The organism is Agrobacterium leguminum, from assembly GCF_015704895.1.
GTDB lineage: Bacteria > Pseudomonadota > Alphaproteobacteria > Rhizobiales > Rhizobiaceae > Agrobacterium > Agrobacterium leguminum.
Genome location: NZ_JADQWB010000001.1, coordinates 405,234 through 426,917 on the forward strand (window position 1 = coordinate 405,234; position 21,684 = coordinate 426,917).

At 60.1% G+C, this 21,684-nt stretch carries 23 protein-coding genes and 1 tRNA gene; 12 read left to right on the forward strand and 12 right to left on the reverse strand.

The window, feature by feature from the left end; translation table 11 throughout:
- Positions 1-155: 155 nt before the first annotated feature.
- Positions 156-677 (reverse strand): bifunctional adenosylcobinamide kinase/adenosylcobinamide-phosphate guanylyltransferase, encoded by a 522-nt coding sequence (gene cobU / locus I3J13_RS02045; protein WP_196377860.1) that lies wholly within the window; start codon positions 675-677, stop codon positions 156-158.
- A 503-nt stretch (positions 678-1,180) separates the two neighbouring features.
- On the opposite strand from cobU, the gene I3J13_RS02050 reads away from it, so the two are divergent.
- The gene (locus tag I3J13_RS02050) at positions 1,181-1,873 is read left to right on the forward strand and encodes a DUF599 domain-containing protein (RefSeq protein ID WP_003524993.1); all 693 of its coding nucleotides are present in this window, start codon (positions 1,181-1,183) and stop codon (positions 1,871-1,873) included.
- A 69-nt stretch (positions 1,874-1,942) separates the two neighbouring features.
- Positions 1,943-2,908, forward strand: coding sequence for a heparan-alpha-glucosaminide N-acetyltransferase (locus I3J13_RS02055; protein ID WP_020813194.1), 966 nt, complete (start codon positions 1,943-1,945; stop codon positions 2,906-2,908).
- Positions 2,909-3,170: 262 nt separating this feature from the next.
- On the opposite strand, the gene I3J13_RS02060 is transcribed toward I3J13_RS02055, so the two are convergent.
- The gene (locus I3J13_RS02060) at positions 3,171-3,557 is read right to left on the reverse strand and encodes a MerR family transcriptional regulator (RefSeq protein WP_003524989.1); all 387 of its coding nucleotides are present in this window, start codon (positions 3,555-3,557) and stop codon (positions 3,171-3,173) included.
- Between the two features lie 72 nt (positions 3,558-3,629).
- Positions 3,630-5,057: a magnesium transporter gene (gene mgtE, locus I3J13_RS02065; protein WP_003524988.1), complete on the reverse strand. Its 1,428-nt coding sequence runs from the start codon at positions 5,055-5,057 to the stop codon at positions 3,630-3,632.
- A gap of 393 nt (positions 5,058-5,450) precedes the next feature.
- Between mgtE and I3J13_RS02070 the strand changes: the two genes are divergently transcribed.
- Genes I3J13_RS02070 through I3J13_RS02080 form a run of 3 tightly spaced genes read left to right on the forward strand, consistent with a single transcriptional unit; the run spans position 5,451 to position 8,565 of the window.
- Positions 5,451-7,751: an FdhF/YdeP family oxidoreductase gene (locus tag I3J13_RS02070; protein WP_196377862.1), complete on the forward strand. Its 2,301-nt coding sequence runs from the start codon at positions 5,451-5,453 to the stop codon at positions 7,749-7,751.
- The gene (locus tag I3J13_RS02075; protein ID WP_196377865.1) at positions 7,751-8,053 is read left to right on the forward strand and encodes a hypothetical protein; all 303 of its coding nucleotides are present in this window, start codon (positions 7,751-7,753) and stop codon (positions 8,051-8,053) included. The genes I3J13_RS02070 and I3J13_RS02075 overlap by 1 nt, the downstream gene beginning before the upstream one ends.
- Positions 8,054-8,070: 17 nt before the next feature.
- Positions 8,071-8,565 carry a peptide deformylase gene (locus I3J13_RS02080; RefSeq protein WP_196377866.1) on the forward strand — a complete coding sequence of 165 codons (495 nt, stop codon included), beginning with the start codon at positions 8,071-8,073 and terminating at the stop codon, positions 8,563-8,565.
- 3 nt (positions 8,566-8,568) lie between these two features.
- Here the strand turns inward: I3J13_RS02080 and I3J13_RS02085 are convergent, their stop codons facing one another.
- Complete coding sequence (locus I3J13_RS02085) at positions 8,569-8,994, reverse strand: OsmC family protein (RefSeq protein WP_196377868.1); 426 nt, start codon at positions 8,992-8,994, stop codon at positions 8,569-8,571.
- A 111-nt stretch (positions 8,995-9,105) separates the two neighbouring features.
- Between I3J13_RS02085 and I3J13_RS02090 the strand changes: the two genes are divergently transcribed.
- On the forward strand, positions 9,106-9,273 hold the full coding sequence (locus I3J13_RS02090) for a Thivi_2564 family membrane protein (protein WP_003502827.1): 168 nt from the start codon (positions 9,106-9,108) through the stop codon (positions 9,271-9,273).
- 77 nt (positions 9,274-9,350) lie between these two features.
- Here the strand turns inward: I3J13_RS02090 and I3J13_RS02095 are convergent, their stop codons facing one another.
- Positions 9,351-9,776 (reverse strand): PAS domain-containing protein, encoded by a 426-nt coding sequence (locus I3J13_RS02095; RefSeq protein WP_020813199.1) that lies wholly within the window; start codon positions 9,774-9,776, stop codon positions 9,351-9,353.
- Positions 9,777-10,076: 300 nt separating this feature from the next.
- On the opposite strand from I3J13_RS02095, the gene I3J13_RS02100 reads away from it, so the two are divergent.
- A complete protein-coding gene (locus I3J13_RS02100) occupies positions 10,077-10,238 on the forward strand; it encodes a hypothetical protein (RefSeq protein ID WP_078053104.1) in 162 nt (53 codons plus the stop codon).
- Positions 10,239-10,437: 199 nt separating this feature from the next.
- On the opposite strand, the gene I3J13_RS02105 is transcribed toward I3J13_RS02100, so the two are convergent.
- Positions 10,438-10,522, reverse strand: a tRNA-Leu gene (locus I3J13_RS02105).
- A gap of 189 nt (positions 10,523-10,711) precedes the next feature.
- Here I3J13_RS02105 and lipB point away from each other — a divergent pair.
- The 3 genes from lipB to I3J13_RS02120 all read left to right on the forward strand — a co-directional run bounded on the left by lipB (position 10,712) and on the right by I3J13_RS02120 (position 13,601).
- Entirely contained in the window at positions 10,712-11,443 is a 732-nt protein-coding gene (gene lipB / locus I3J13_RS02110) for a lipoyl(octanoyl) transferase LipB (RefSeq protein WP_196377870.1), read from the forward strand.
- 66 nt (positions 11,444-11,509) lie between these two features.
- A complete protein-coding gene (locus I3J13_RS02115; protein ID WP_196377872.1) occupies positions 11,510-12,577 on the forward strand; it encodes an NAD(P)-dependent alcohol dehydrogenase in 1,068 nt (355 codons plus the stop codon).
- 88 nt (positions 12,578-12,665) lie between these two features.
- Entirely contained in the window at positions 12,666-13,601 is a 936-nt protein-coding gene (locus I3J13_RS02120; RefSeq protein WP_196377970.1) for a DMT family transporter, read from the forward strand.
- A gap of 20 nt (positions 13,602-13,621) precedes the next feature.
- On the opposite strand, the gene I3J13_RS02125 is transcribed toward I3J13_RS02120, so the two are convergent.
- The 5 genes from I3J13_RS02125 to yajC form a co-directional block, all read right to left on the reverse strand.
- Entirely contained in the window at positions 13,622-14,080 is a 459-nt protein-coding gene (locus I3J13_RS02125) for a hypothetical protein (RefSeq protein WP_059753108.1), read from the reverse strand.
- Between the two features lie 145 nt (positions 14,081-14,225).
- On the reverse strand, positions 14,226-15,071 hold the full coding sequence (locus I3J13_RS02130; RefSeq protein ID WP_196377873.1) for a phytoene/squalene synthase family protein: 846 nt from the start codon (positions 15,069-15,071) through the stop codon (positions 14,226-14,228).
- Positions 15,072-15,094: 23 nt separating this feature from the next.
- The gene (locus tag I3J13_RS02135) at positions 15,095-15,487 is read right to left on the reverse strand and encodes an Mth938-like domain-containing protein (protein WP_003524967.1); all 393 of its coding nucleotides are present in this window, start codon (positions 15,485-15,487) and stop codon (positions 15,095-15,097) included.
- Positions 15,487-18,060 carry a protein translocase subunit SecDF gene (gene secDF / locus I3J13_RS02140; RefSeq protein WP_003524965.1) on the reverse strand — a complete coding sequence of 858 codons (2,574 nt, stop codon included), beginning with the start codon at positions 18,058-18,060 and terminating at the stop codon, positions 15,487-15,489. Before secDF ends, I3J13_RS02135 begins: the two co-directional genes overlap by 1 nt.
- Positions 18,061-18,140: 80 nt before the next feature.
- Positions 18,141-18,488 (reverse strand): preprotein translocase subunit YajC, encoded by a 348-nt coding sequence (yajC, locus tag I3J13_RS02145; RefSeq protein WP_003524964.1) that lies wholly within the window; start codon positions 18,486-18,488, stop codon positions 18,141-18,143.
- Between the two features lie 206 nt (positions 18,489-18,694).
- Here yajC and I3J13_RS02150 point away from each other — a divergent pair, with 206 nt between their 5' ends.
- Both I3J13_RS02150 and fdhA read left to right on the forward strand, forming a co-directional pair.
- Positions 18,695-19,567: an ATP-binding protein gene (locus I3J13_RS02150; RefSeq protein WP_196377875.1), complete on the forward strand. Its 873-nt coding sequence runs from the start codon at positions 18,695-18,697 to the stop codon at positions 19,565-19,567.
- A gap of 161 nt (positions 19,568-19,728) precedes the next feature.
- Complete coding sequence (gene fdhA, locus I3J13_RS02155) at positions 19,729-20,919, forward strand: formaldehyde dehydrogenase, glutathione-independent (protein WP_003524961.1); 1,191 nt, start codon at positions 19,729-19,731, stop codon at positions 20,917-20,919.
- Between the two features lie 97 nt (positions 20,920-21,016).
- Here the strand turns inward: fdhA and I3J13_RS02160 are convergent, their stop codons facing one another.
- Complete coding sequence (locus tag I3J13_RS02160) at positions 21,017-21,676, reverse strand: TetR/AcrR family transcriptional regulator (RefSeq protein ID WP_196377877.1); 660 nt, start codon at positions 21,674-21,676, stop codon at positions 21,017-21,019.
- Positions 21,677-21,684: the final 8 nt, after the last annotated feature.

Genomic DNA, 21,684 nt, shown 5'->3' on the forward strand with positions numbered 1-21,684 from the left:
GGAGCATTGCCACCGGCAGGGCAACGCCACCTTGATCCAGATCAAGAAAGCAAAGCTGTCGCAGCCCCGGCAAAACGGGGCGCGGCTTTATGAGAGAAATTTGCGTAAGAGCAAAAATGCGCGGTGATGTCGGCCCTGCTTTCGCGGGTGCCGTCTCAGCCCTTCATCTTCAGGGGCAGACCGGCGGCGACAAAATAGACCTCACCGGCAATGGCGGCGATTCGCTGATGCAGGCGGCCGGCGTGATCGCGAAATTCTCGCGCCATGCGGTTTTCCGGCACGATACCGAGACCGACTTCGTTGGAGACGAAAATCAGCCTCGCCCGAGCCGATGCAATCGCCGCCTCAAGCGCCGCAAAGGCAGCCTCTATATCGGCATTCTCCATCATCAGATTGGTGAGCCACAGGGTGAGGCAATCGATGAGAACGACATTTTCCGGCGCGTCTAGCCGCTCCAGCACGGCGGCAATATCGACGGGCGCTTCATGCGTGGCCCATTCGCCGCCGCGCCGCGCCTGATGATGGACGATGCGGTCGCGCATCTCGTCATCCCATGCCCGGCCGGTGGCCAGATAATGCAGGCTTCCACCGGACTTGCCCGCAAGCTCTTCCGCAAAACGGGACTTGCCGGAGCGCGCGCCGCCAAGAATGAAAACGGAGCGGTTTTTATCTGTCATCTAAAACCTGAAGGAAGAGAATGAAGCGGACCGGCATCTTCGCCGTGTCGCAAGCCAGGGACAGGCAGACATGAAGGGAACGATTCGTAGAAAAAGGCGTCCCCCGGTTGCTCATGCCGGACTGCCGCTGATACCGGACCGGAGAAAACAAGACCTGCCTGCAGGATGCGGGGCATATCAGCCTTGGCGACTCCGGATACCGGAAACACCGGTCCTGATGAAAGGCTAGGTGCGAACGGCTATCCTGTCAATCGGTCCCTGCCGTTAGCCAAAAATCAGGCGGAACCGGGACGCAAAACCTTAATCCGGAACCGGCAGACCTGTCGTCCGCGACTGGATTGATAAAGCGACTTGGTTACCGGAAAGTTAGCGAAAAACCGAATGATGAAACCGCAACGCCAAAGGAGAATATGGAGTGACGGCAGCCGCCGCCATTGCCTTGCCATGGCCTTCAAATCAATATGCTTTCGAAGATTCGCAAACAGCAAGGTGGCCTGCCCGTGATGACCGTCATGGACTATATCTCGATCGTCGTTTTCATCCTGCTATGGGCCGTCTATACCCATGTCACGACGGGAACGAGGCTGTTTTCGAGAGCCAGCCTCAATCAGGCCATGGCCGAGCGCCGCCGCGACTGGATCATGAATTCGCTGAAGCGCGACCTGAAGATGATCGACACGCAGATCATGGCCGGCCTGCAGAACGGCACCGCCTTTTTCGCTTCCACCTCCATCTTCGCCATCGGCGGATGTTTCGCCCTTCTAGGCGCGACCGAACAGGTCGAATCGGTATTTCGCGACATGCCTTTCGTGCATTATGCCGGGCGCACGGCCTTCGAACTGAAGGTCATAGGGCTCACCTGTCTTTTCGGTTATTCCTTCTTCAAGTTCGGCTGGTCCTATCGCCTGTTCAACTATTGCACGATCCTGTTCGGCGCCATTCCCATGGTCCACGACGTCGGCGCCGATCGCGAGGCGGCGGAGCGGGCGGCCGAAAACGTCATAAAGATGAACATCATCGCTGCTAAGAACTTCAATGACGGCCTGCGGACCATCTTTCTGTCCATCGGTTATCTCGGCTGGTTCATCAGCCCTTATGTCTTCATCGCCAGCACGGTCATCATCATCGTGGCGCTGTTACGCCGCCAGTTCTTTTCCGAAGCACGACGCGCCATCATGGAAGAAAACAGGCCTTGAAATAGCCGCACTTCAAGGGCCAAGCCCAGCGTGATACCGGCCTCCCCGAAAGCTTGAAAAACGGAAACCATGGACACGAACGCAGCCGCAAACGAAAACCGCCGCAAAGGCCGCATAGGCGGTCTCGACACCCTGCGCGGGCTGGCCCTCATCGCCATGGCGTCCTACCACTTCACGTGGAATCTGGAATATTTCGGCTATCTCGAACCCGGCACGGCGACGACCGGCCTGTGGAAACTCTATGCGCGCGGCATCGCCAGCTCGTTCCTGTTTCTGGCCGGTTTCAGCCTGTTTCTCGCCCATGGCAAGGGCGTGAACTGGCCGTCCTTCGGCAAGCGTTTTGCCATGGTGGCCGGCTCGGCGCTGCTCATTACCGTCGCCACCTATTTCGCCTTTCCGGACAGCTTCATCTTCTTCGGCATATTGCACAATATCGCCGCCGCAAGCCTTGTCGGGCTGCTGTTCCTGCGAGCACCCGCGGCCGTGACGCTGCTTTTTGCAGCGATCGCTTTCATCCTGCCGCACTATCTGCAATCGGAACTGTTCAACGCAAAATGGCTGGCCTGGATCGGTTTTTCCACCATGCCGCCCCGTTCGAACGATTATGTGCCGCTTCTCCCCTGGCTTGCGCCCTTCCTCGCCGGACTTGCGGTCTCGCAATTCGTCACGCCGCGCGACTGGCTCGACCGCTTTCGAAGCCCGAGTTCGCCTCGCAACCTGATCGCAGGCGCCGGCCGTCACAGCCTGGCATTCTACCTCATCCACCAGCCGGTGCTGATCGGCCTCGTCTACACGCTGTCGCTCATCGCCCCGCCCCCGCCTGTCGATCAGGTCGAGCTTTACAAATCGAGCTGTGAAAAGAGCTGCGTCGAGCAGGCGAACGGGCTGGAACTGTGCCAGCGTTTCTGCGGCTGCACGCTGGAGAAGCTGCAGGCGGAAAACCTGTTCGACACGATGATGGAAGGCAAGCTCAGCGCCGATCAGCAGACGAAGGTTAGTGAGGTGGCGCAACAGTGCACGGTTGAGGCGCAGTAGGCTCAGGTAGCCAGAACGTTAGCGCTTGCTGCCTTTTCTTCTCCCCACCGGGGAGAAGGTGGCCCGAAGGGTCGGATGAGGGGGCAACGTCGGCGATAAATCGAGAGCTTGCCCCCTCATCCCGCTGCCGCGACCTTCTCCCCGGCGGGGAGAAGAAACAAGCGAAACCCGCTCGTTCCATATGCAACGAAAGAGGAAAGGCTTCGGAGCAATTCTCGACAGTTACGTCGACGGAATAGCCAATACCGCTATAGGGCCGGGTTCAAGTCCCAACGCCGATTTCGGCAAGCCGCGTCAGACAGGCTTCTTCGACATTGTCGAGTTCCGCCAGCGTCTCTTCGATGTCCTTGCGTTTTTGCCGAAGCTCGGCGCGCTTTTCATCGACCTTCTTCATCAGAAGCACCAATTGGCCCGATTCGCCCGGCGGTTCCTTGTAGACGTGGATGATTTCGCGAATTTCGGAGATCGTGAAACCGATACGGCGGCCACGCAGGATTTCCTGAATGAGGCGGCGGTCCGCAGCCCTGAAAAGCCGTGTGCGCCCGCGACGCTCAGGGTGAATCAGCCCCTCGTCCTCGTAAAATCTCAAGGTACGGGTGGAAACACCGAATTCGCGTGTCAGTTCGGTTATGCTATAATATTTGTCCAAGGGCCTATCCGATTCATAACCGGATGATATTATTTGACCTTCACGTAAAAGTCAATTTTCGCCCGCCTGGCCCTACCCGGAAATACCGTACCACCAGGTCGCGATCCCCAGAAAGGCGAAAAAGCCGACAATATCGGTGACCGCCGTGACGAAGACCGCCGAGGAGACCGCCGGGTCCGCTCCGAACTTGTCGAGCACCAGCGGAATGAGAATGCCCGCCAGCGCCGCCGCCAGCATGTTGAGACACATGGCCGTGGCGATGATGCCACCGATATGGATATCCTGAAACCAGATACCGGCAACAATGCCGATGGCGCAGCCGAACAGCATGCCGTTCAGGATACCCACACCCGCCTCGCGCCGGATGATGCGCGCGGCGTTGTGAATATCGAGGCTTTTGGTGGCGAGCGCCCGCACCGACACCGTCATGGTCTGCGATCCGGCGTTGCCGCCCATGCCGGCCACCGCCGGCATCAGGATCGCCAGCGCGACGATCTGCTGGATCGTCGCATCGAACAGGCTGATGACGGAGGCGGAGAGAAAGGCGGTGATGAGATTGACCGCAAGCCAGGGCACGCGTGAACGCGATGTGCTGGCAATCGAGTCCGACAGTTCTTCGTCACCGACACCGCCAAGGCGCAGCAGATCCTCTTCGGCCTCTTCCTGAATGACGTCCACCACGTCATCGATGGTCAGCACGCCCACCAGTCGACCGTTGTCGTCGACCACGGCGGCGGAGAGAAGGTCGTATTGCTCGAAAAGCTGCGCGGCCTCTTCTTGGTCCATTTCCGCCGGAATGGAGTGGTTGGTCTCGTGCATGATCGTTTCGATCTTCACCTGACGCTTGGCGCGCAGCACCTTGTCGAGATCGAGCGCGCCGACCAGCTTGAAGGTGGGATCGATGACGAAGATCTGCGTGAAGGAATCCGGCAGCTCCTCCTCCTCGCGCAGATAGTCGATGGTCTGCCCCACGGTCCAGAACGGCGGCACGGCCACGAATTCCGTCTGCATGCGGCGGCCGGCCGAGCTTTCCGGATAATCCAGAGCCCGCATTAGCCGCACACGTTCGGTGAACGGCAGTTGCGAGAGAATATCCTCGCGGTCCTCGTCGTCGAGGTCCTCGAGAATATAGACGGCGTCGTCCGAATCCAGCTCGCCGATACCGGCGGCGATCTGCTCGTTCGACATCTGGTCGACGATATCGAGGCGGATACCCTCATCCACCTCGGTCAGCGCCGTCATGTCGAAGTCGGAACCGAGAAGACGCACCAGCGCATGGCGCTGTTCCGGCAGAATGGATTCCAGCAGGTCGCCGAGTTCGGATTCGTGCAGCCGCGCCACGTTCTTGCGCAGGAAAAGCAGATCGCGGTCAGCGATCGCGGCACCCACCATCGTCAGAAAATCCGAGCGGACGGACCCGTCTTCTGCGTAAATATCGGAGGGCGCTTCCGCAGGCTTCATGTCCTCGGGCGCGACAGGATCGTCGTCACGGTCTGTCATCTGGCGTCCCCTTGTATTCAAATGCCGCAGTGCACGGATGCGCAGGCAGAATGGCGTTAAAAGGTTTATTGTCAACAACCGGATAGCGGCAAATAAACAAGCTCTCCGGCTGCGGCGAAAAATCCATTCAACATTCCTCTTCCGGTTCGCAGGCTTAGCCACGGCCAGCGGCTATAGGCATGTTTAGCCAAGCTTTGCAGCTTGTTTTGCGACAACGCCCACCCCCTTTACGCCGTTCCCGTTTCAAATGTCGAACGGGCGAACAAAGGTTTCGCCGCAATGCACAATTAAGACATTGACAGGCAGCGTGGAACGGCGCTTCTGGATAAGCATTTGACAAACGGCAAACGCCGGCAGGCGGGCACGAAAAGACAGATTCCGGGAATCAGGACCATGAGCAAGACGGACTTCATAGGCAAGGCATCGACCGCCGCAGGCGGCTGGGGCGCACTCAAAAGCGTCGGCAAACGCCTTCTCGAATCCGGTGCCCCGATTTCCGGCGCCCGCACGCTTTTGAAGACCAACCAGCCGGATGGATTCGACTGCCCGGGCTGCGCCTGGGGCGACCCGGAACACGGCTCCTCTTTCGAGTTCTGCGAAAACGGCGTCAAGGCGGTGTCATGGGAAGCAACGGAAGCCCGGGTGCCGCCGGATTTCTTCGCCAGCCGCACCGTCTCGGAACTGCGCGGCTGGTCCGACTACGATCTGGAAAAACAGGGCCGCCTCACCCACCCCATGCGTTATGACCGGGCGAGCGACAGATATCTGCCCGTCTCCTGGGACGATGCCTTCGCCGAAATCGGGCGTATCCTCAACAGTCTCGACAGCCCGGACCGGGCGGAGTTCTATACCTCCGGCCGCGCCTCCAACGAGGCTGCCTTCCTCTATCAGCTGATGGTCCGGCTTTACGGCACCAACAATTTCCCCGACTGTTCCAACATGTGCCACGAAGCGAGCGGCGTCGGCCTGAAGGCTTCGATCGGCGTCGGCAAGGGCACCGTTTTGCTTGAGGATTTCGAGCAGACGGACGCCATTTTCGTCATCGGGCAAAATCCCGGCACCAACCATCCCCGTATGCTGGGCGACCTGCGCCGCGCCGCCCTTCGCGGCGCCCGCATCGCCGTCTTCAACCCCATCCGCGAAAAGGGTCTGGAGCGCTTTGCCGACCCGCAGGACAAGGTGGAGATGATTACCGGCGGCAGCACCCGCATCGCCACCAATTATTACCAGCCGCGCCAGGGCGGCGACATGGCGGCCGTGCGCGGCATGAGCAAGGCGGTCTTCGCCGCCGACGATGCCGCAAGGGCGGCGGGCGAACCCGCCATCATCGATTACGACTTCATCGCCGAACATGCGGCGGAGTTCGAGGCCTATCGCGCTGCCGTCGATGCGACGAGCTGGGAAAGCATTCTCGACCAGTCCGGCCTCACCCGCGCGGAGATCGAGGAAGCTGCCCGTATCTACATGGATGCCGGTTCCGTCATCGCCACCTGGGCCATGGGCGTCACCCAGCACAAGCATTCGGTCATCATCGTTCGCGAGATCACCAATTTCATGCTGCTGCGCGGCAATATCGGCCGGCCCGGCGCCGGCCTTTGCCCGGTGCGCGGCCATTCCAACGTGCAGGGCGACCGCACCGTCGGCATCGACGAGAAAGCCCCGCCGGCGCTTATCGACGCGCTGGAAAAGGAACTCGGCGTCCCCATGCCGCGCAAGCCCGGCCACAATACCGTCGAAGCCGTCGCCGCGATGCTGGACGGCAAGGCGGAGACTTTCATCGCGCTCGGCGGCAATTTCATGCGTGCGACGCCCGACAGCCCGCTGATCGTCAAGGCCTTCGAAAAGCAGAAGCTGACCGTCAACATCGCCACCAAGCTCAACCATTCGCATCTGGTGCCGGGCGAAACCTCCTTTGTGCTGCCCTGCCTCGGTCGAACGGAAATCGACCGCAATTCGGCCGGCCGGTCGCAGATCGTCACGGTCGAAGATTCCATGAGCATGGTGCACGGTTCCGGCGGCATCAACCCGCCGGCCTCGGATGAGCTGCGTTCGGAAGTCGCGATCGTTGCAGGCATCGCCGAGGCGACGCTTGGCAATGCCCAAGTCGACTGGAAGGCGCTTGCCGATGATTACGATCTCATCCGCGACATGATCGAGCGGGTCATTCCCGGTTTCGATAATTTCAACGAGCGCGTCCGCGTGCCGCGCGGTTTTCATCTGCGCAACGCAGCAGCCGAACGGGAATGGAACACACCGGCGAAAAAGGCCACCTTCTATAGCGGTCCGCTGCCCGAACAAACCGAACACCAGCAGGCGCTCACGCGCGATGACCTGTTCGTATTGCAGACCTTCCGCAGCCACGATCAATACAACACCACGATCTACGGCATGGATGACCGATATCGCGGCGTCTATGGCGAGCGCCACGTCATCTTCATGAACCCGAAGGACATGGAAGCGCTCGGCGCCCATTCCCGCCAGCGCGTCGATGTCATCGGCGAATATGGCGACGGCGTGGAACGCATTGCGCGGAATTTCCGGCTGGTGCCCTATAATATCCCTCAGGGCAGCGTCGGCGGTTATTATCCCGAACTTAACGTGCTGGTGCCGCTGTCGAGCTATGGCGAAGGCAGTTTCACGCCGACATCGAAATCGGTGCTCGTCTCCGTTCGCCTGCGCCGGGATGCCTCCTGATGGAAGAGGAGCAATCCGCCGCCGCGTTCATGGCGGCGGTGGAGCGGGTTCAGGAATGCTCCTTACAGGCGCTGACCGCCACGGGTGCGGCGATCCTTCTTTCGGTTTATCTGAACATCGCCGCTGACAGCCGCAGCATCGCCAACCGGCTGGGGCTTGCGCACGCCCTCATTCTGCGCGAAATCACTGCCCTGTCGCCACGTTTCGTGCGGGTGACAAAACGCGATGCCCGCACCCAGCGCAGCTTTCTGGAGGCGACCGAAGAAGGACAGGCCCTTGCGGCGGCGTCCCTGCGGATTTGAAACGAACGGAGCACTCCTTGGCAATCAGGCCGATCCTGCCCTACCCTCATTCCGGCTTGTCCGAAATCTGCGCGCCGGTCACGGCTTTCGACGGGCAATTGCAAGAGCTGGTGGCGGACCTGATCGATACGATGCGCGCCGCGCCCGGTGTCGGCATCACCGCCGCCCATATCGGCATAAAACAGCGAGTTTTCGTGCTGGAGCTGACACCGGGAACCGTGCTTACCTACATCAATCCTGAAGTCGTCAGCCAATCCACGCAGACCATGCGGCATATGGAGGGCAGCGTCTCCATGCCGGGCTTTACCGACGAGGTGGAGCGGCCCTTGGAAATCGAGGTGAGATTTCAGGACATAGCCGGCGGCGAACACCGACAGACCGCCGAGGGATTTCACGCCATCTGCATCCAGCACGAGATCGACCAGCTGGACGGCATTTTCTGGCTGAAGCGCCTCTCGAAGCTCAAGCGCGACCGGCTGGTGAAAAAATGGGAAAAATCCCGGAAATCCTGATGGTCAGCCGGTAATCGAAAGCGCAAATTCCGCATCGCCCTTCAGCGTGTTGCTGACGGTGCAGATATCCTCGGCCATATGGGCGATGGCGCTGCGCGTCGCCTCATCGAAATCCCCCTTTATCTCTATCCGGACATCGAAACGCACGATCCGCGACGGCTCCTCCTCAGCCTTTTCGCCGGATACATGCACCGTAACCTTTTCGAACCGGTCGAGCACGCCCATGCGGCTTGCTGCAATCCGCGCGCTGAGCGCCAGACAGGCCGACAGCGACGAATAAAGAAGGTCGAGCGGATTGAAACCCGGCTCCGAGGCCGCCGTCACCACCGTCAGAGCGCCTCCGGTGGCCGTGACGACATCGGGATGCCCGAGACGGCCAAGAGTGACGACAGCGCCCGTCGGCCGCTTTTTAACCCTGAACTGATTCATGCCCGACCTCACACCGCGATTTCACCCGATGGAACCAAAATTAGCCTCGCGCTTTTACTCACGCAACGGTGAACGACCGTTGAGTATTGATTGAAAAGGGAGCTGGGACATATGGTTACATCTACGCTCGTCAGCATTCTGATCACCTTTCTGGTGATTGTGCTCGTCTTGTGGCTTATCGCGCGACTGCCGGTCGGCGGCGGTGCGAAACAGATCGCACAGGTGATCGTCATCATCATCGGCATTATTTCGCTGCTGAAATATCTTGCCGTCTTCTGATGTCCCCGCACGGTGCAGACGAAAAAAGGCGGCGAAAGCCGCCTCTTTTTATGCACGGTTTTCACCCCGTCCGGCCGCTATTGCCGAGGCTCGAACTGATAGGTTTTTTTCAGGGTAATATCCCGAACGCTGCCAATGCCCAGAAACGGCGTATTGTCGGCATCAAAAATCGCCCTGCCCTTCGCCACGATCCACCGGTCCGACCCGTCCGGCAGATTGACCTTGTAGCGCTGGTCGAAAAACACACCGGTAGTGATGCTCTCAAAAATGGCCTGCGCCACCTGATCGCGCATCTCGACATCGATTCTTTCGAGAATCTCCTCGATCGTCACCCCGCGTGACGCAACCGGCTCCGAAAACCCGTGGCATTCCGCAGTGACCGCATCCATGATCAGCCTGTTGTCGGAAATGCTCCACATGTAATAGCCAAGCGCATTGTCTGAATCCGTTTTGTCCCCCAGCACGAAAACCCCCAGACATATTTTCCTGACAAAAGCTAACATCGGACCTCTAATATTCCACCCCTCGTTTTTGTAGGGGGGAACCGCACGACTACTGCAGCGTGCATCGATATCCACCGAAATTTACGATGGCCGAATCCAGCTAGAGCATTTCCAGTAAAAGTGCGTAGCGGTTTCACGTCCGGAAATGCGAAAAAACAAAGCGATAGAGCACGTCCGACGATTCCGTTTTGACCGGAGGTGCTCCAGGGTTCCGAAATGGACGATAAATTTCGAAGAGACATCGCAAAACCACCTGGCTGCGCCTACATGGCTTGTGATGACATGTCGAAGGAGTTCAATATGGTGCGAGCCGCCCTCACTTTCGGATTGCTGACCGCAACCGTCTTTCTGGCCGGGTGCCAGACCTGGCATAGTCCATATCGTGGAAACGAGTGGCGCATGGATCAGGTCATGGATGGGGACCCCTACCGTGTCGGTGACGGGCAGCGCAACCGACGCTGATCCACCTCGTCCATTCAATCCGAACGGCGGCAGGTCGATAATTTGCCGCCCTTAATTCATGGCGCTCTGGCTGCGGGATAGAACAGACTGACGTGGCCCCGGGTTACATCCAACACGGTCCAAGGAACCTGGGGCAGAAAACAGAGGGCAAGCTAAATGACTGGCTAAAAAAGAAAAAACCCGCCGAAGCGGGTTTCTTTGGTGCGGTCGAGAAGACTCGAACTTCCACGGGTTGCCCCACAGCGACCTCAACGCTGCGCGTCTACCAATTCCGCCACGACCGCATCGTGGTAGGCGTCGACTTGCGCCGACGGGGGTGCATGTAGCAAAAGGATTTTCGGTGCACAAGAGCGTCGTGACAGTTTTTTGAAATTAAAAATCGCACCGCACCATCCTATATGCAGGAAGCCCGGAAATGCTGGGGTTGCGGCCTTGTCGCCATTTTGCGAGAAGGCTGTGGAAAGGACTTTTTCATGCTCACACGCACCGATATCGAGACAAACATGCTGCCCGCCGCCGGATCACCGCCCATACGCTGGCGAATCTCGGAAGGCCTCGTCCCCTATGAGCAGGCGATTGAGGAAATGGAGCGTGAAGTCGCCGCCATTGCCAGCGGCGAGGCAGACGAGCTCGTCTGGCTTCTGGAACACCCGCCGCTCTATACTGCCGGCACCAGCGCCGATGCCGCCGACCTCATAGAGCCGGAGCGTTTCCCCGTCTTCGCCACGGGTCGTGGCGGCGAATATACCTATCACGGGCCGGGACAGCGGGTCGTCTATGTCATGCTCGACCTGAAGCGGCGGCGGCAGGATGTCCGCGCCTATGTGGCGGCGCTGGAGGATGTCATCATCCGCACGCTCGACAAGATGAATGTGCGTGGCGAGCGGCGCGAGGACCGCGTCGGCGTCTGGGTCAGGCGTCCGGAGAAACCGCTGCTTCCCGATGGCGGCATGGCCGAGGACAAGATCGCGGCACTTGGCATCAGGCTGCGCAAATGGGTGAGCTTCCACGGGCTCTCGATCAATGTCGATCCAGACCTCTCGCATTTTTCCGGCATCGTTCCCTGCGGCATCAGCGCCTATGGCGTCACCAGCCTTGTCGATCTTGGATTGCCGGTTATGATCGGCGACGTCGACGTTCTGCTGCGCGAGGCCTTTGAGGAGGTGTTTGGCGAGGCAGTGCCCGAAACCGGCGCAAGCGGCTGATCCCACCGCAACCTTTGCCGCAGGCCGGTGTTTCCAGCATCGATCACCACAAGAGGAGGAACGATCATGTTTACAACGTCCGCCTATGCCTGCGATGACGGCTCTTCGCCGATGAAGCTCGCGACCATCAAGCGTCGCGATCCCGGCCCGCGCGATGTCGAAATCGAGATCGAATTCTGTGGCGTCTGCCACTCCGATATCCACACTGCCCGCAGCGAATGGCCGGGCTCCCTCTATCCCTGCGTTCCCGGCCACGAAATCATCGGCCGCGTCGGCCGTGTCGGCGCGCAGGTCACCCGGTTCAAGGCGGGCGACCGCGTCGGCGTCGGCTGTATTGTCGATAGCTGCCGGGAATGCGCCAGCTGCGCCGAGGGGCTGGAGCAATATTGCGAAAACGGCATGACCGGCACCTATAATTCGCCCGACAAAGCGATGGGCGGCGGTGCGCATACGCTCGGCGGTTATTCCGCCCACGTCGTCGTCGATGACCGTTACGTCCTCAACATTCCCGAAGGCCTCGACCCGGCGGCGGCAGCACCCCTGCTCTGCGCGGGTATCACCACCTATTCGCCGCTGCGTCACTGGAACGCCGGACCCGGCAAGCGTGTCGGCGTCGTCGGTCTTGGCGGTCTTGGCCATATGGCGGTCAAGCTCGCCAATGCCATGGGCGCAACCGTGGTGATGATCACGACGTCGCCCAGCAAGGCGGAGGATGCGAAAAAGCTCGGCGCACACGAGGTGATCGTCTCCCGCGATGCCGAGCAGATGAAGAAGGCCGCTTCGAGCCTCGATCTCATCATCGACGCCGTGGCCGCCGACCATGACATCAACGCCTATCTGGCGCTGCTGAAACGTGACGGCGCGCTGGTGCAGGTGGGCGCGCCGGAAAAGCCGCTCTCGGTGCTGGCCTTCAGCCTCATTCCGGGCCGCAAGACCTTTGCCGGCTCGATGATCGGCGGCATTCCCGAGACGCAGGAAATGCTGGATTTCTGCGCCGAAAAAGGCATCGCCGCCGAAATCGAGATGATCGATATCGATCAGATCAACGACGCTTATGAACGCATGATAAAAAGCGATGTGCGTTATCGTTTCGTCATTGATATGAAGAGCCTGCCGCGCCAGAAGGCCGCCTGACCCCGGAAGGGGGGCGACCTTACGGGCGTCCCCTCTCCCGTTGGACCTTTTGGTCGAAAGCGCAGCCTGACCCATGACTCCCCAATCCATGACCAGCCAGACCGGTTTCAACGATATCGCCAAGGGCATGACCATCATGGCGGGTTGCATGCTGGTGCTGCCGGTCATGGATGCGATCGCCAAATACATGGCGGTGAGCGGCGGCATGTCGCCGGCGCAGGTGACCTTCTACCGCTTCTTTTTCCAGGTGCTCTGCACCCTGCCGCTGCTGCTCGTGGTGTCGCCCAGGGCGCTGTTCAGCGCCAAACGGCCATGGATGAACTGCCTGCGCGGCGTCCTTCACGCCTCGGCCAGCCTGATGTTCTTCGCCGCCGTCAAATACATGCCGCTCGCCGATGTCTTCGCGATCTATTTCGTCGAGCCTTTCATGCTGACGATGATGTCGGCCCTCTTCCTCGGCGACAAAGTGGGCTGGAAGCGCTGGACGGCGATCGCGGTCGGCTTCGGCGGCGCGCTGATCGTCATTCAGCCGAGTTTCGAAATCTTCGGCTGGACATCGCTTCTGCCGGTCGCCTGCGCCTTTCTTTATACGCTCTACCTCTTCCTGAACCGCGCCATCGGCGATGCCGACAGCCCGCTGGTCATGCAGACAATGTCTGGCATTGCGGGAACCGTGTTCATGGGGGCCGCACTTTTCGCCGGCGATGCACTTGGCGACAAGGATTTTGCCGTCTCGCTGCCGCAATCCGGCTTCGCACTTGCCCTTCTCATATTATTGGGATCGATATCCGGCTACATGCACCTGCTGATCGTCAGGGCCTTCCGGCTGGCGCCGCTCTCTCTGCTGGCGCCGTTCCAGTATTTCGAGATCATCTCGGCGACGATCCTCGGTTATGCGCTGTTTTCGGATTTCCCGACGCCGTCGAAATGGCTCGGCATCCTCATTATCGTCGCATCCGGCCTGTTCATCATCTGGCGCGAGCGCCAGCAGGTCGGTGCGAACCCGCCGCTTGACGGGCAGTGACAGTCGACACCTGACATGCCTCAACCGTTCGAGGGCAGCGGCCCTTCGTCGTGATGGTCCTGCGCCTCCACAAGACTGCCGAGCAGCCAGAGGGAAACCTCGGCCGCCTCTCCGGCCGATTTGAACCGGTATGAGCCGCTATATTTCGGCATGTCGAAAAAGGTGACGACGAAACCGTCGCCGCTTTCAAGACTTTCGACCCGGATGCGCTCGGGATCGATCATCACGCACACATAATGCGACCCCATATTGCGCATGAAGCCGGCCTTGTTGTCGTGCAGTCGCACGAAGGCTGCGCCGCCATCCGCCGTCATATGCAGACTTCTGATCGCCTCATTGGGAAAGGCGCGGGCGAAATCCATGATCGCCTGCCCCACATCATGACTGTTATCCTCATCCGTCGCCCGCGACATGCGCCAGGCATAAACAGCGAAGACCGAAAGCAGCACGAAAACGATAATCCAGATCGCAATACTCATCCGGGACGCTCCCTCAGCATCGAAACATCAAGATTCGCGAATCGAAACGATGCGAACCCGGTTCAGGTTCATATAGACCGAGGCTTGTGTGAAGTGTGGCTTTGCGGGATCGACGTCGTTTCACCGCCTGGCGCGATCCGCGCCATCAGAAACGCTTGAGGAAGGAAGCCTTTGCCAGCAGCCATTGCCGGCGAAGCTGCGACAGCTGCAGGTCGCCGTCGAATACGCCGCTCCCCGCCTTACGGGCGGCGGCGATGACCGGCCCGGACAGGGCGACGGGAAGATAGGCGGCAAAGACATTTTTCGAAATCTTCGAGCGTCTCGCCTTCTCGATATGATCCAGCGCATGGGCCGCGAAAATTTCGATGGCGATACCGATGCGCTGCCTGTCCTGCCCTTCAAGAAAGGTCTCGCGGTCGAGCCCGGCCGCAGCCAGCATATCGGCGGGAATATAGACCTGTCCGCGACGCCGGTGCAGCGGCATGAGCAGCAGCATGCCGGCCATGGCCTGCGCCACGCCCGCGTGACCTGCCGCCTCCGCGCTGGATGCGGCGTCTTCAGCGGAAAGCACGAGACTTGCAAGCTGGATCAATGCGGATGCGGTCTCTCCGGCATAGCCTTCCAGCGCATTGCGATCCTCGAACAGGTCGTCATAGAGATCGAAGATACGCGCCTCGATCATATTGGCGAGAACCGGGCGCGGCAGGCGATATCGCTCGATCGTCGTCAAAAGCGCGGCAGCCACCGGGTGGGACTGGCTGTCGCCGTGCGGATTACCGTCGAGAAGATCGCGCCACCATTGCATGCGCACCTCGCCGGGCAGCGCTTCGCGCACGGAATCGCGGATGCGGGCGATTTCGGCATTGAAGGCGTATAGCGCGGCAAGCGCATTACGCCTGTCGGCAGGCGACAGAAGACAGGCGAGATAGCGGTCGCGATCGGTATCGCGCAGCGTCGCAAGGCAGACGTCGAGATTTTCTGTGGGTGCCATGGTTCCCCGCGCGAAACGTCCTGTCAGCCTTCGACGGCAATCAGCGCCGCAGCCACGGCGCGCGATTCCGACAGCATGATATTATAGGTGCGCACGGCAGCACCCGTGCTCATAGGGTCAACGGAAATGCCCGCCTCCTTGAAGGCGGCGCGCAATTCTTTCGGCAGGACCCGCATGCCGTCGCCCGTGCCGATCAGCAGCACTTCGATATCCTGCGCTTCCGCCAGAACCTTTTCGAAATGTCCGACCGTCAGTTCTTTCGCATCGACAGGCTCCCACCCATAGATGCCCGAAGGCAGGAGCAGAAGCGAACCGCGATGCGACATGTCGGCAAAACGGAAACCGCCATTGCCATAGGCATCGATGGGCGCCCGGCCGGGAAAATGGGCCGGGCGTATTTCAATCCCGCCGGCCATCAGACGGCAGGCTTGCCGCCAATGGCGCCGGTGTTGTTTTCTTTCTTGTCGTCCTTCTCATCTTCCGCATCCTTGCTGTCAGGACGCAGCTTGAAGGCGATCAGCACCGGAGCGGCGATGTAAACCGAGGAGAACACGCCGATACCGACACCGAACAGCATGGCGAAGGTGAAGGAACGGATGACCTCGCCGCCGAAGAGATACAGTGCCAGCAGTGCCAGAAGTACGGTCAGACCGGTAAGGATCGTACGCGACAGAGTCTGGTTCAGCGACACGTCGATGATCATGGAAAGCGGCATCTTCTTGTATCGCCTGAGGTTTTCACGGACACGGTCGTAGATGACCACGGTATCGTTCAGCGAATATCCGATGATCGTAAGGATCGCCGCGATACTGGTCAGATTGAACTCTATCCCAAGGAAGACGAACAGGCCGATAGTGAAGACCACGTCGTGCACCATGGAGATGACCGCGCCGAGTGCAAACTGCCACTCGAAGCGAACCCAGATGTAGACCATGATCGCCGCCATGGCGAGCATAACGCCGATGGTGGAGGTAACGGTCAGGTCGCCGGAAACGGCAGGACCGACGACTTCCACGCGGCGGAAGTCGTATTTGTCCTCAAGCTCGCCGCGTACCATGGTGATGGCGGACTGCTCGGCATTTTCGCCGCCGTCCTGCGCCTGGATGCGGATGAGAACATCCTGCGGCGTACCGAAATTCTGCGCCTGGATTTCACCGAGATTGAGCTGGTTCAGACGATCGCGAATATCGGCGAGATCGGCTTCACCCTGCTTGGCGCGCACTTCGATGACCGAACCGCCCTGGAAATCGATGCCGAGGTTCAGACCCTTGGCCACGAAACCGCCGACGCAGGCGAGCATGATGGCGCCGGTGATCATGAACACCACGCGGCGATAACGCATGAAGGGAATGTCGCGACCGTCGAACATGGCGGTGCGGACACCCTTCGGCAGGTGTTTCGGACGGCTGCGGCGAACCCAGTAGCCGAACATCCATGCCGTCAGCGTATAGGCCGTGAAGACGGTGGTGATGATACCGACGGCCAGCGTGACTGCGAAGCCCTTCACCGGGCCTGTGCCCATGTAGAACAGCACGCTTGCCACGATCAGCGTCGTCAGGTTGGCGTCGATAATGGTCGCAAAGGCGCGGGTGAAGCCGTTATCCAATGACTGGATCAGCGGTTTGCCGCTCTTCACCTCCTCGCGTATTCGCTCATAGATCAGAACGTTCGAATCCACCGCCATGCCGATGGTCAGGACGATACCGGCAATACCCGGCAAGGTCAGCGTCGATCCGATCACACTCAACACAGCGAGCAGCATGATGACGTTGACGATGAGGGCGATATTCGCCAGCAGGCCGAAGAAGCCGTAAAAGACGAACATGAAGATGAGGACGCCGACGGCGCCGATGGCGCTGGCCGTCAGGCCGGCGGTGATGGAGTCGTTACCGAGGCTCGGGCCGACGGTGCGTTCTTCAACCACGGTCAGCGTGGCCGGCAGCGCACCGGCGCGCAGCAGAACCGCGAGGTCGTTGGCGCCCTGCACCGAGAAATTACCGGAAATCTGTCCCGAGCCGCCAATGATCGGCTCACGGATGACAGGTGCGGAGATGACCTGGTTATCGAGCACGATGGCGAAAGGCTTGCCGACATTCTGCTGCGTCGCCTGCGCGAAACGCTGCGCGCCGCGGCTGTCGAAGCGGAAGGTGACAACCGGCTCGTTGGTCTGCTGGTTGAAGCTTGCCTGCGCGTCGACGAGATTGTCGCCGGAAACGAGCGCGCGGCGTTCCACCAGATAGGGAACCGGCGGATCGTCCTGCGAATAGAGAACCTCGGAGGTCGCGGGCGGACGGCCGTTCATGGCTTCCTGTACCGGCATCGTCGTATCGACCATGCGGAAGGAGAGCTTTGCCGTCTGGTTCAGAAGCGACTTCAGGCGCTGCGGATCCTGAAGGCCGGGCACCTGCACGATGATGCGGTCAGAACCCTGACGCTGGATGAGCGGCTCGGTGGTGCCGACTTCGTCAACGCGACGGCGCACGACTTCGATGGACTGCGAAACGGCGGATGACAGGCGGTAGTCGATGCCTTCATCCGTCAGGTTGAGCCTGAGCAGATTGTCGCCGCCGTCATTCATCGTCACTTCGGTGATGGAGCCGCCGACCAGCGTGCCGGCGGACACCGGCTGCGTCAGGTCGCGAAGCGCGTTCTTGGCGGCTTCCACCTGAGCGGGATCGCTGATGCGGACCTGAATCTGCTGGCCGTTGCCGGTGAGTCCCGAATAACGGATGTTGGCGTCGCGAAGCTGCGTACGCACATCGCCCACGATCGTTTCAAGCCGTTCCTTGACGATGTCGGAACGCTCGATCTTGAGCATGATGTGCGAACCGCCCTGAAGGTCGAGACCGAGCGTTACCTTGTTGTCCTTGTACCAGGCAGGCATGCCCTCCAGCTGTTTGTCCGTAAACAGGTTGGGAGAGGCGATGAAGACGCTTGCCAGCACAAGCAGCCAGATGAAGACTGTTTTCCAACGGGAAAAATGAAGCATTTCGATCTCGGTCAGGGTTGGGGTCGCGCTTTGCGCAACCCGTCAAAATTCGCAATCGGGCATTCGATAATCCGGCAGGATCAGGAAGCGGCTTCCGTCTTGACCACTTCGCCCTTCACACGCACTTCGGCAATGTAGGCACGGGCGGCACGGATTTTCACGCCTTCGGCGATTTCGACTTCGAGTTCATTGTCATCGATGACCTTGGTCACCTTGCCGACGATGCCGCCGCCGAGAACGACCTGATCGCCACGGCGAATATTGGTCAGCGTCTCCTGGCGCTTCTTCATCTGCGCGCGCTGCGGGCGGATAAGGAAAAAGTACCAGACCACCATAAGCGGCGCAAACAGGAAAAGCATTTCAAGGCCGGAACCGAAGGCCGATGCGCCGCCCGCTGCGTCCTGGGCAAAAGCTTGACTAATGAACATATAAAACTCCTCAGAATTACGGCACGACCTTGGATGCCGCCCCAGCTTTCAAGCCGCCGGAATATAGTGGGGAACGCCGGGATTGCAACAGATGCAGGGCCCACGCCGTACCGATTCCGGACCTCTTAACCTTTATGGGCCTGAAACGCCATGCTAGGCCGGGCGCAAAACAGAGTTTTGAACACCAGACAAGCGGAAGAAACACCATGATTCGAGAAGAAACGGCCTCCCTGCTTCTTTCAGAACTGCGCCGGCTCACCATCGCCGTGGAACGTCTGGCCGGGCCGGCGCCCGCCGTAAACGACTGGAATGCGGCCGATTGTTTCGTCTGGGCGCCAGTCAACTCCTTTATCCAGCCGGTTCCCCGCCCCAACCGCATCGCCCTGAAGCTCATCCGTGGTGTTGACCATGTCCGCGACATTCTCCACGAAAACACACTGCGTTTCGCGGAGGGTTTTGCCGCCAATAACGTGCTGTTGTGGGGTGCGCGCGGCATGGGCAAATCCTCGCTGGTCAAGGCCGTTCACGAAGATGTGCGCACGGCAAGCGGCGTTTCGCTGAAGTTGGTGGAAGTGCACCGCGAGGACATCCACACCCTGCCCGCTTTGCTCGACATATTGAAAGCCTCCGGCCATCGCGTCATCGTCTTCTGCGACGACCTCTCCTTCGACCATGACGATACGGCCTATAAATCGCTGAAGGCGGCGCTCGACGGCGGCATCGAGGGACGGCCGGACAATGTGCTGTTTTATGCGACCTCCAACCGCCGCCATCTTCTGCCGCGCCACATGATGGAAAACGAGCAGTCCACCGCCATCAACCCTTCGGAAGCGGTGGAGGAGAAGGTCTCGCTTTCGGACCGTTTCGGCCTGTGGCTCGGCTTCCACAAATGCGGCCAGGAAGATTATCTGACGATGATCGACAGCTATGCGGCGCATTTCGATCTGGGTCTGGACCGCGAAACGCTGCATCACGAAGCGCTGGAATGGGCGACCACGCGCGGCGGCCGCTCGGGCCGTGTCGCCTGGCAATATATTCAGGACGCCGCCGGCCGCCTCAGAAAACCGCTCGACAGATAACACCACCGTGACATCGGTCGAAACGCGGTGTCGTTACGACCACACCGCGTGTCGTATTCCCGAACGCCACATCTCCCCTCACATGGTTTGCTGCACCCATGGAGTCACCTGTTTCCGGAGGAGCGGACAGGTACGGTGTTTAAACCATGGAGGAGATGGATATGAGCAGGAACAGAGGCGTCGTTTACATGCGGCCGGGTCAGGTCGAAGTTCGCGATATCGACGACCCGAAGCTTGAGGCGCCGGATGGACGCCGTATCGAGCACGGCGTCATTCTCAAGGTGATTTCCACAAACATCTGCGGCTCCGACCAGCATATGGTGCGCGGCCGCACCACGGCGATGCCGGGCCTTGTCCTCGGCCATGAAATCACCGGCGAAGTCATCGAAAAAGGCGTCGATGTCGAGATGCTCGAAATCGGCGATATCGTCTCGGTGCCCTTCAACGTCGCCTGCGGCCGCTGCCGCTGCTGCAAGTCGCAGGATACCGGCGTCTGCCTGACGGTGAACCCGTCTCGCGCCGGCGGCGCTTACGGTTATGTCGATATGGGCGGCTGGATCGGCGGACAGGCCCGTTATGTCACCATCCCCTATGCCGATTTCAACCTGCTGAAGTTCCCGGACCGCGACAAGGCGATGTCGAAGATCCGCGACCTCACCATGCTGTCCGACATTCTGCCGACCGGCTTCCACGGCGCCGTCAAGGCGGGCGTCGGCGTCGGTTCGACTGTCTATGTTGCGGGCGCCGGCCCGGTAGGCCTTGCCGCCGCCGCATCCGCCCGGATTCTGGGTGCTGCGGTCGTCATGATCGGCGATTTCAACAAGGATCGCCTTGCGCACGCGGCAAAAGTCGGTTTTGAACCCGTCGATCTTTCCAAGGGCGACCGGCTGGGCGACATGATCGCCGAAATCGTCGGCACCAACGAGGTGGATAGCGCCATCGACGCCGTCGGCTTCGAAGCGCGCGGCCATGCGGGCGGCGAACAGCCGGCCATCGTTCTCAACCAGATGATGGAAATCACCCGCGCCGCCGGCTCCATCGGCATTCCGGGCCTCTATGTCACCGAAGACCCAGGCGCAGTCGATGCGGCGGCGAAACAGGGCAGCCTGTCGCTGCGCTTCGGCCTCGGCTGGGCAAAGGCGCAATCCTTCCACACCGGCCAGACGCCGGTGCTGAAATATAACCGCCAGCTCATGCAGGCGATCCTGCACGACCGCCTGCCGATTGCCGATATCGTCAACGCCAAGATCATCGCGCTCGACGATGCGGTGCAGGGCTATGAAAGCTTCGATCAGGGCGCAGCCACCAAGTTCGTCCTCGATCCGCATGGCGATCTGTTGAAGGCCGCCTGATACTTCAGCGGCATATGGCTGATCATCGTAAAAGCGCCCGCGACGGATATCGTCGCGGGCGTCCTTGTTTTCCAGCCATATCACCGTCCGGTGAAATCTACGGCTCCCCTACCAGCAGCACTTCCAGCTCGGCTTTCGCTTCCGGGGAGAGATAGGGTCTGAACAGGCTTGAGACCTGCTTCAATCCCCAGTCAAGCTGCGGCGGACCGAACTCGGTGGTGCCTTCCTGAAGGTTGAGATAGGACGCCCAATAGGTGGAGACGATCCAGAGGTTCGTCAGAACGGCAGGCCGCTCTTCCTCGGGTATCGCGGCGAGGCCCGCTTTCTCCATGCGCGCGACGATATCGCCGACGGCAAGGCGCATCGCGGCGCTTATGGCGCGCACGGGCTCCACCAGCGCTGGGGCGGAAGAGACAAGACCGACCAGATCGCGAAACAGGAAACGATAGTCCCACACCAGCGAAAACCAGAGCCGCAGAAAACCGGCATAGGTTGCCGCCGCCCCTTCGTCGGCCCCGTCAATCTTTCCGACAATTGCCAGCGCGTCGGCTTCGAACCGTGCAAACAGCGCCAGAACCAGCGCTTCCTTGGTACGGAAGTGATAATAGAGATTGCCCTCATTGATCTCTACCGCCCTTGCGATTTCGGCGGTCGTCACGTGGTCGGGCCCGCGCTCGTTAAACAGAGTGAGAGCGGCGTCGAGAATTCTTTGGCGCGTGGGGCGTGCCGCCGTCCGCCCGGTACTGCTTTTCTTCATTGATTTCG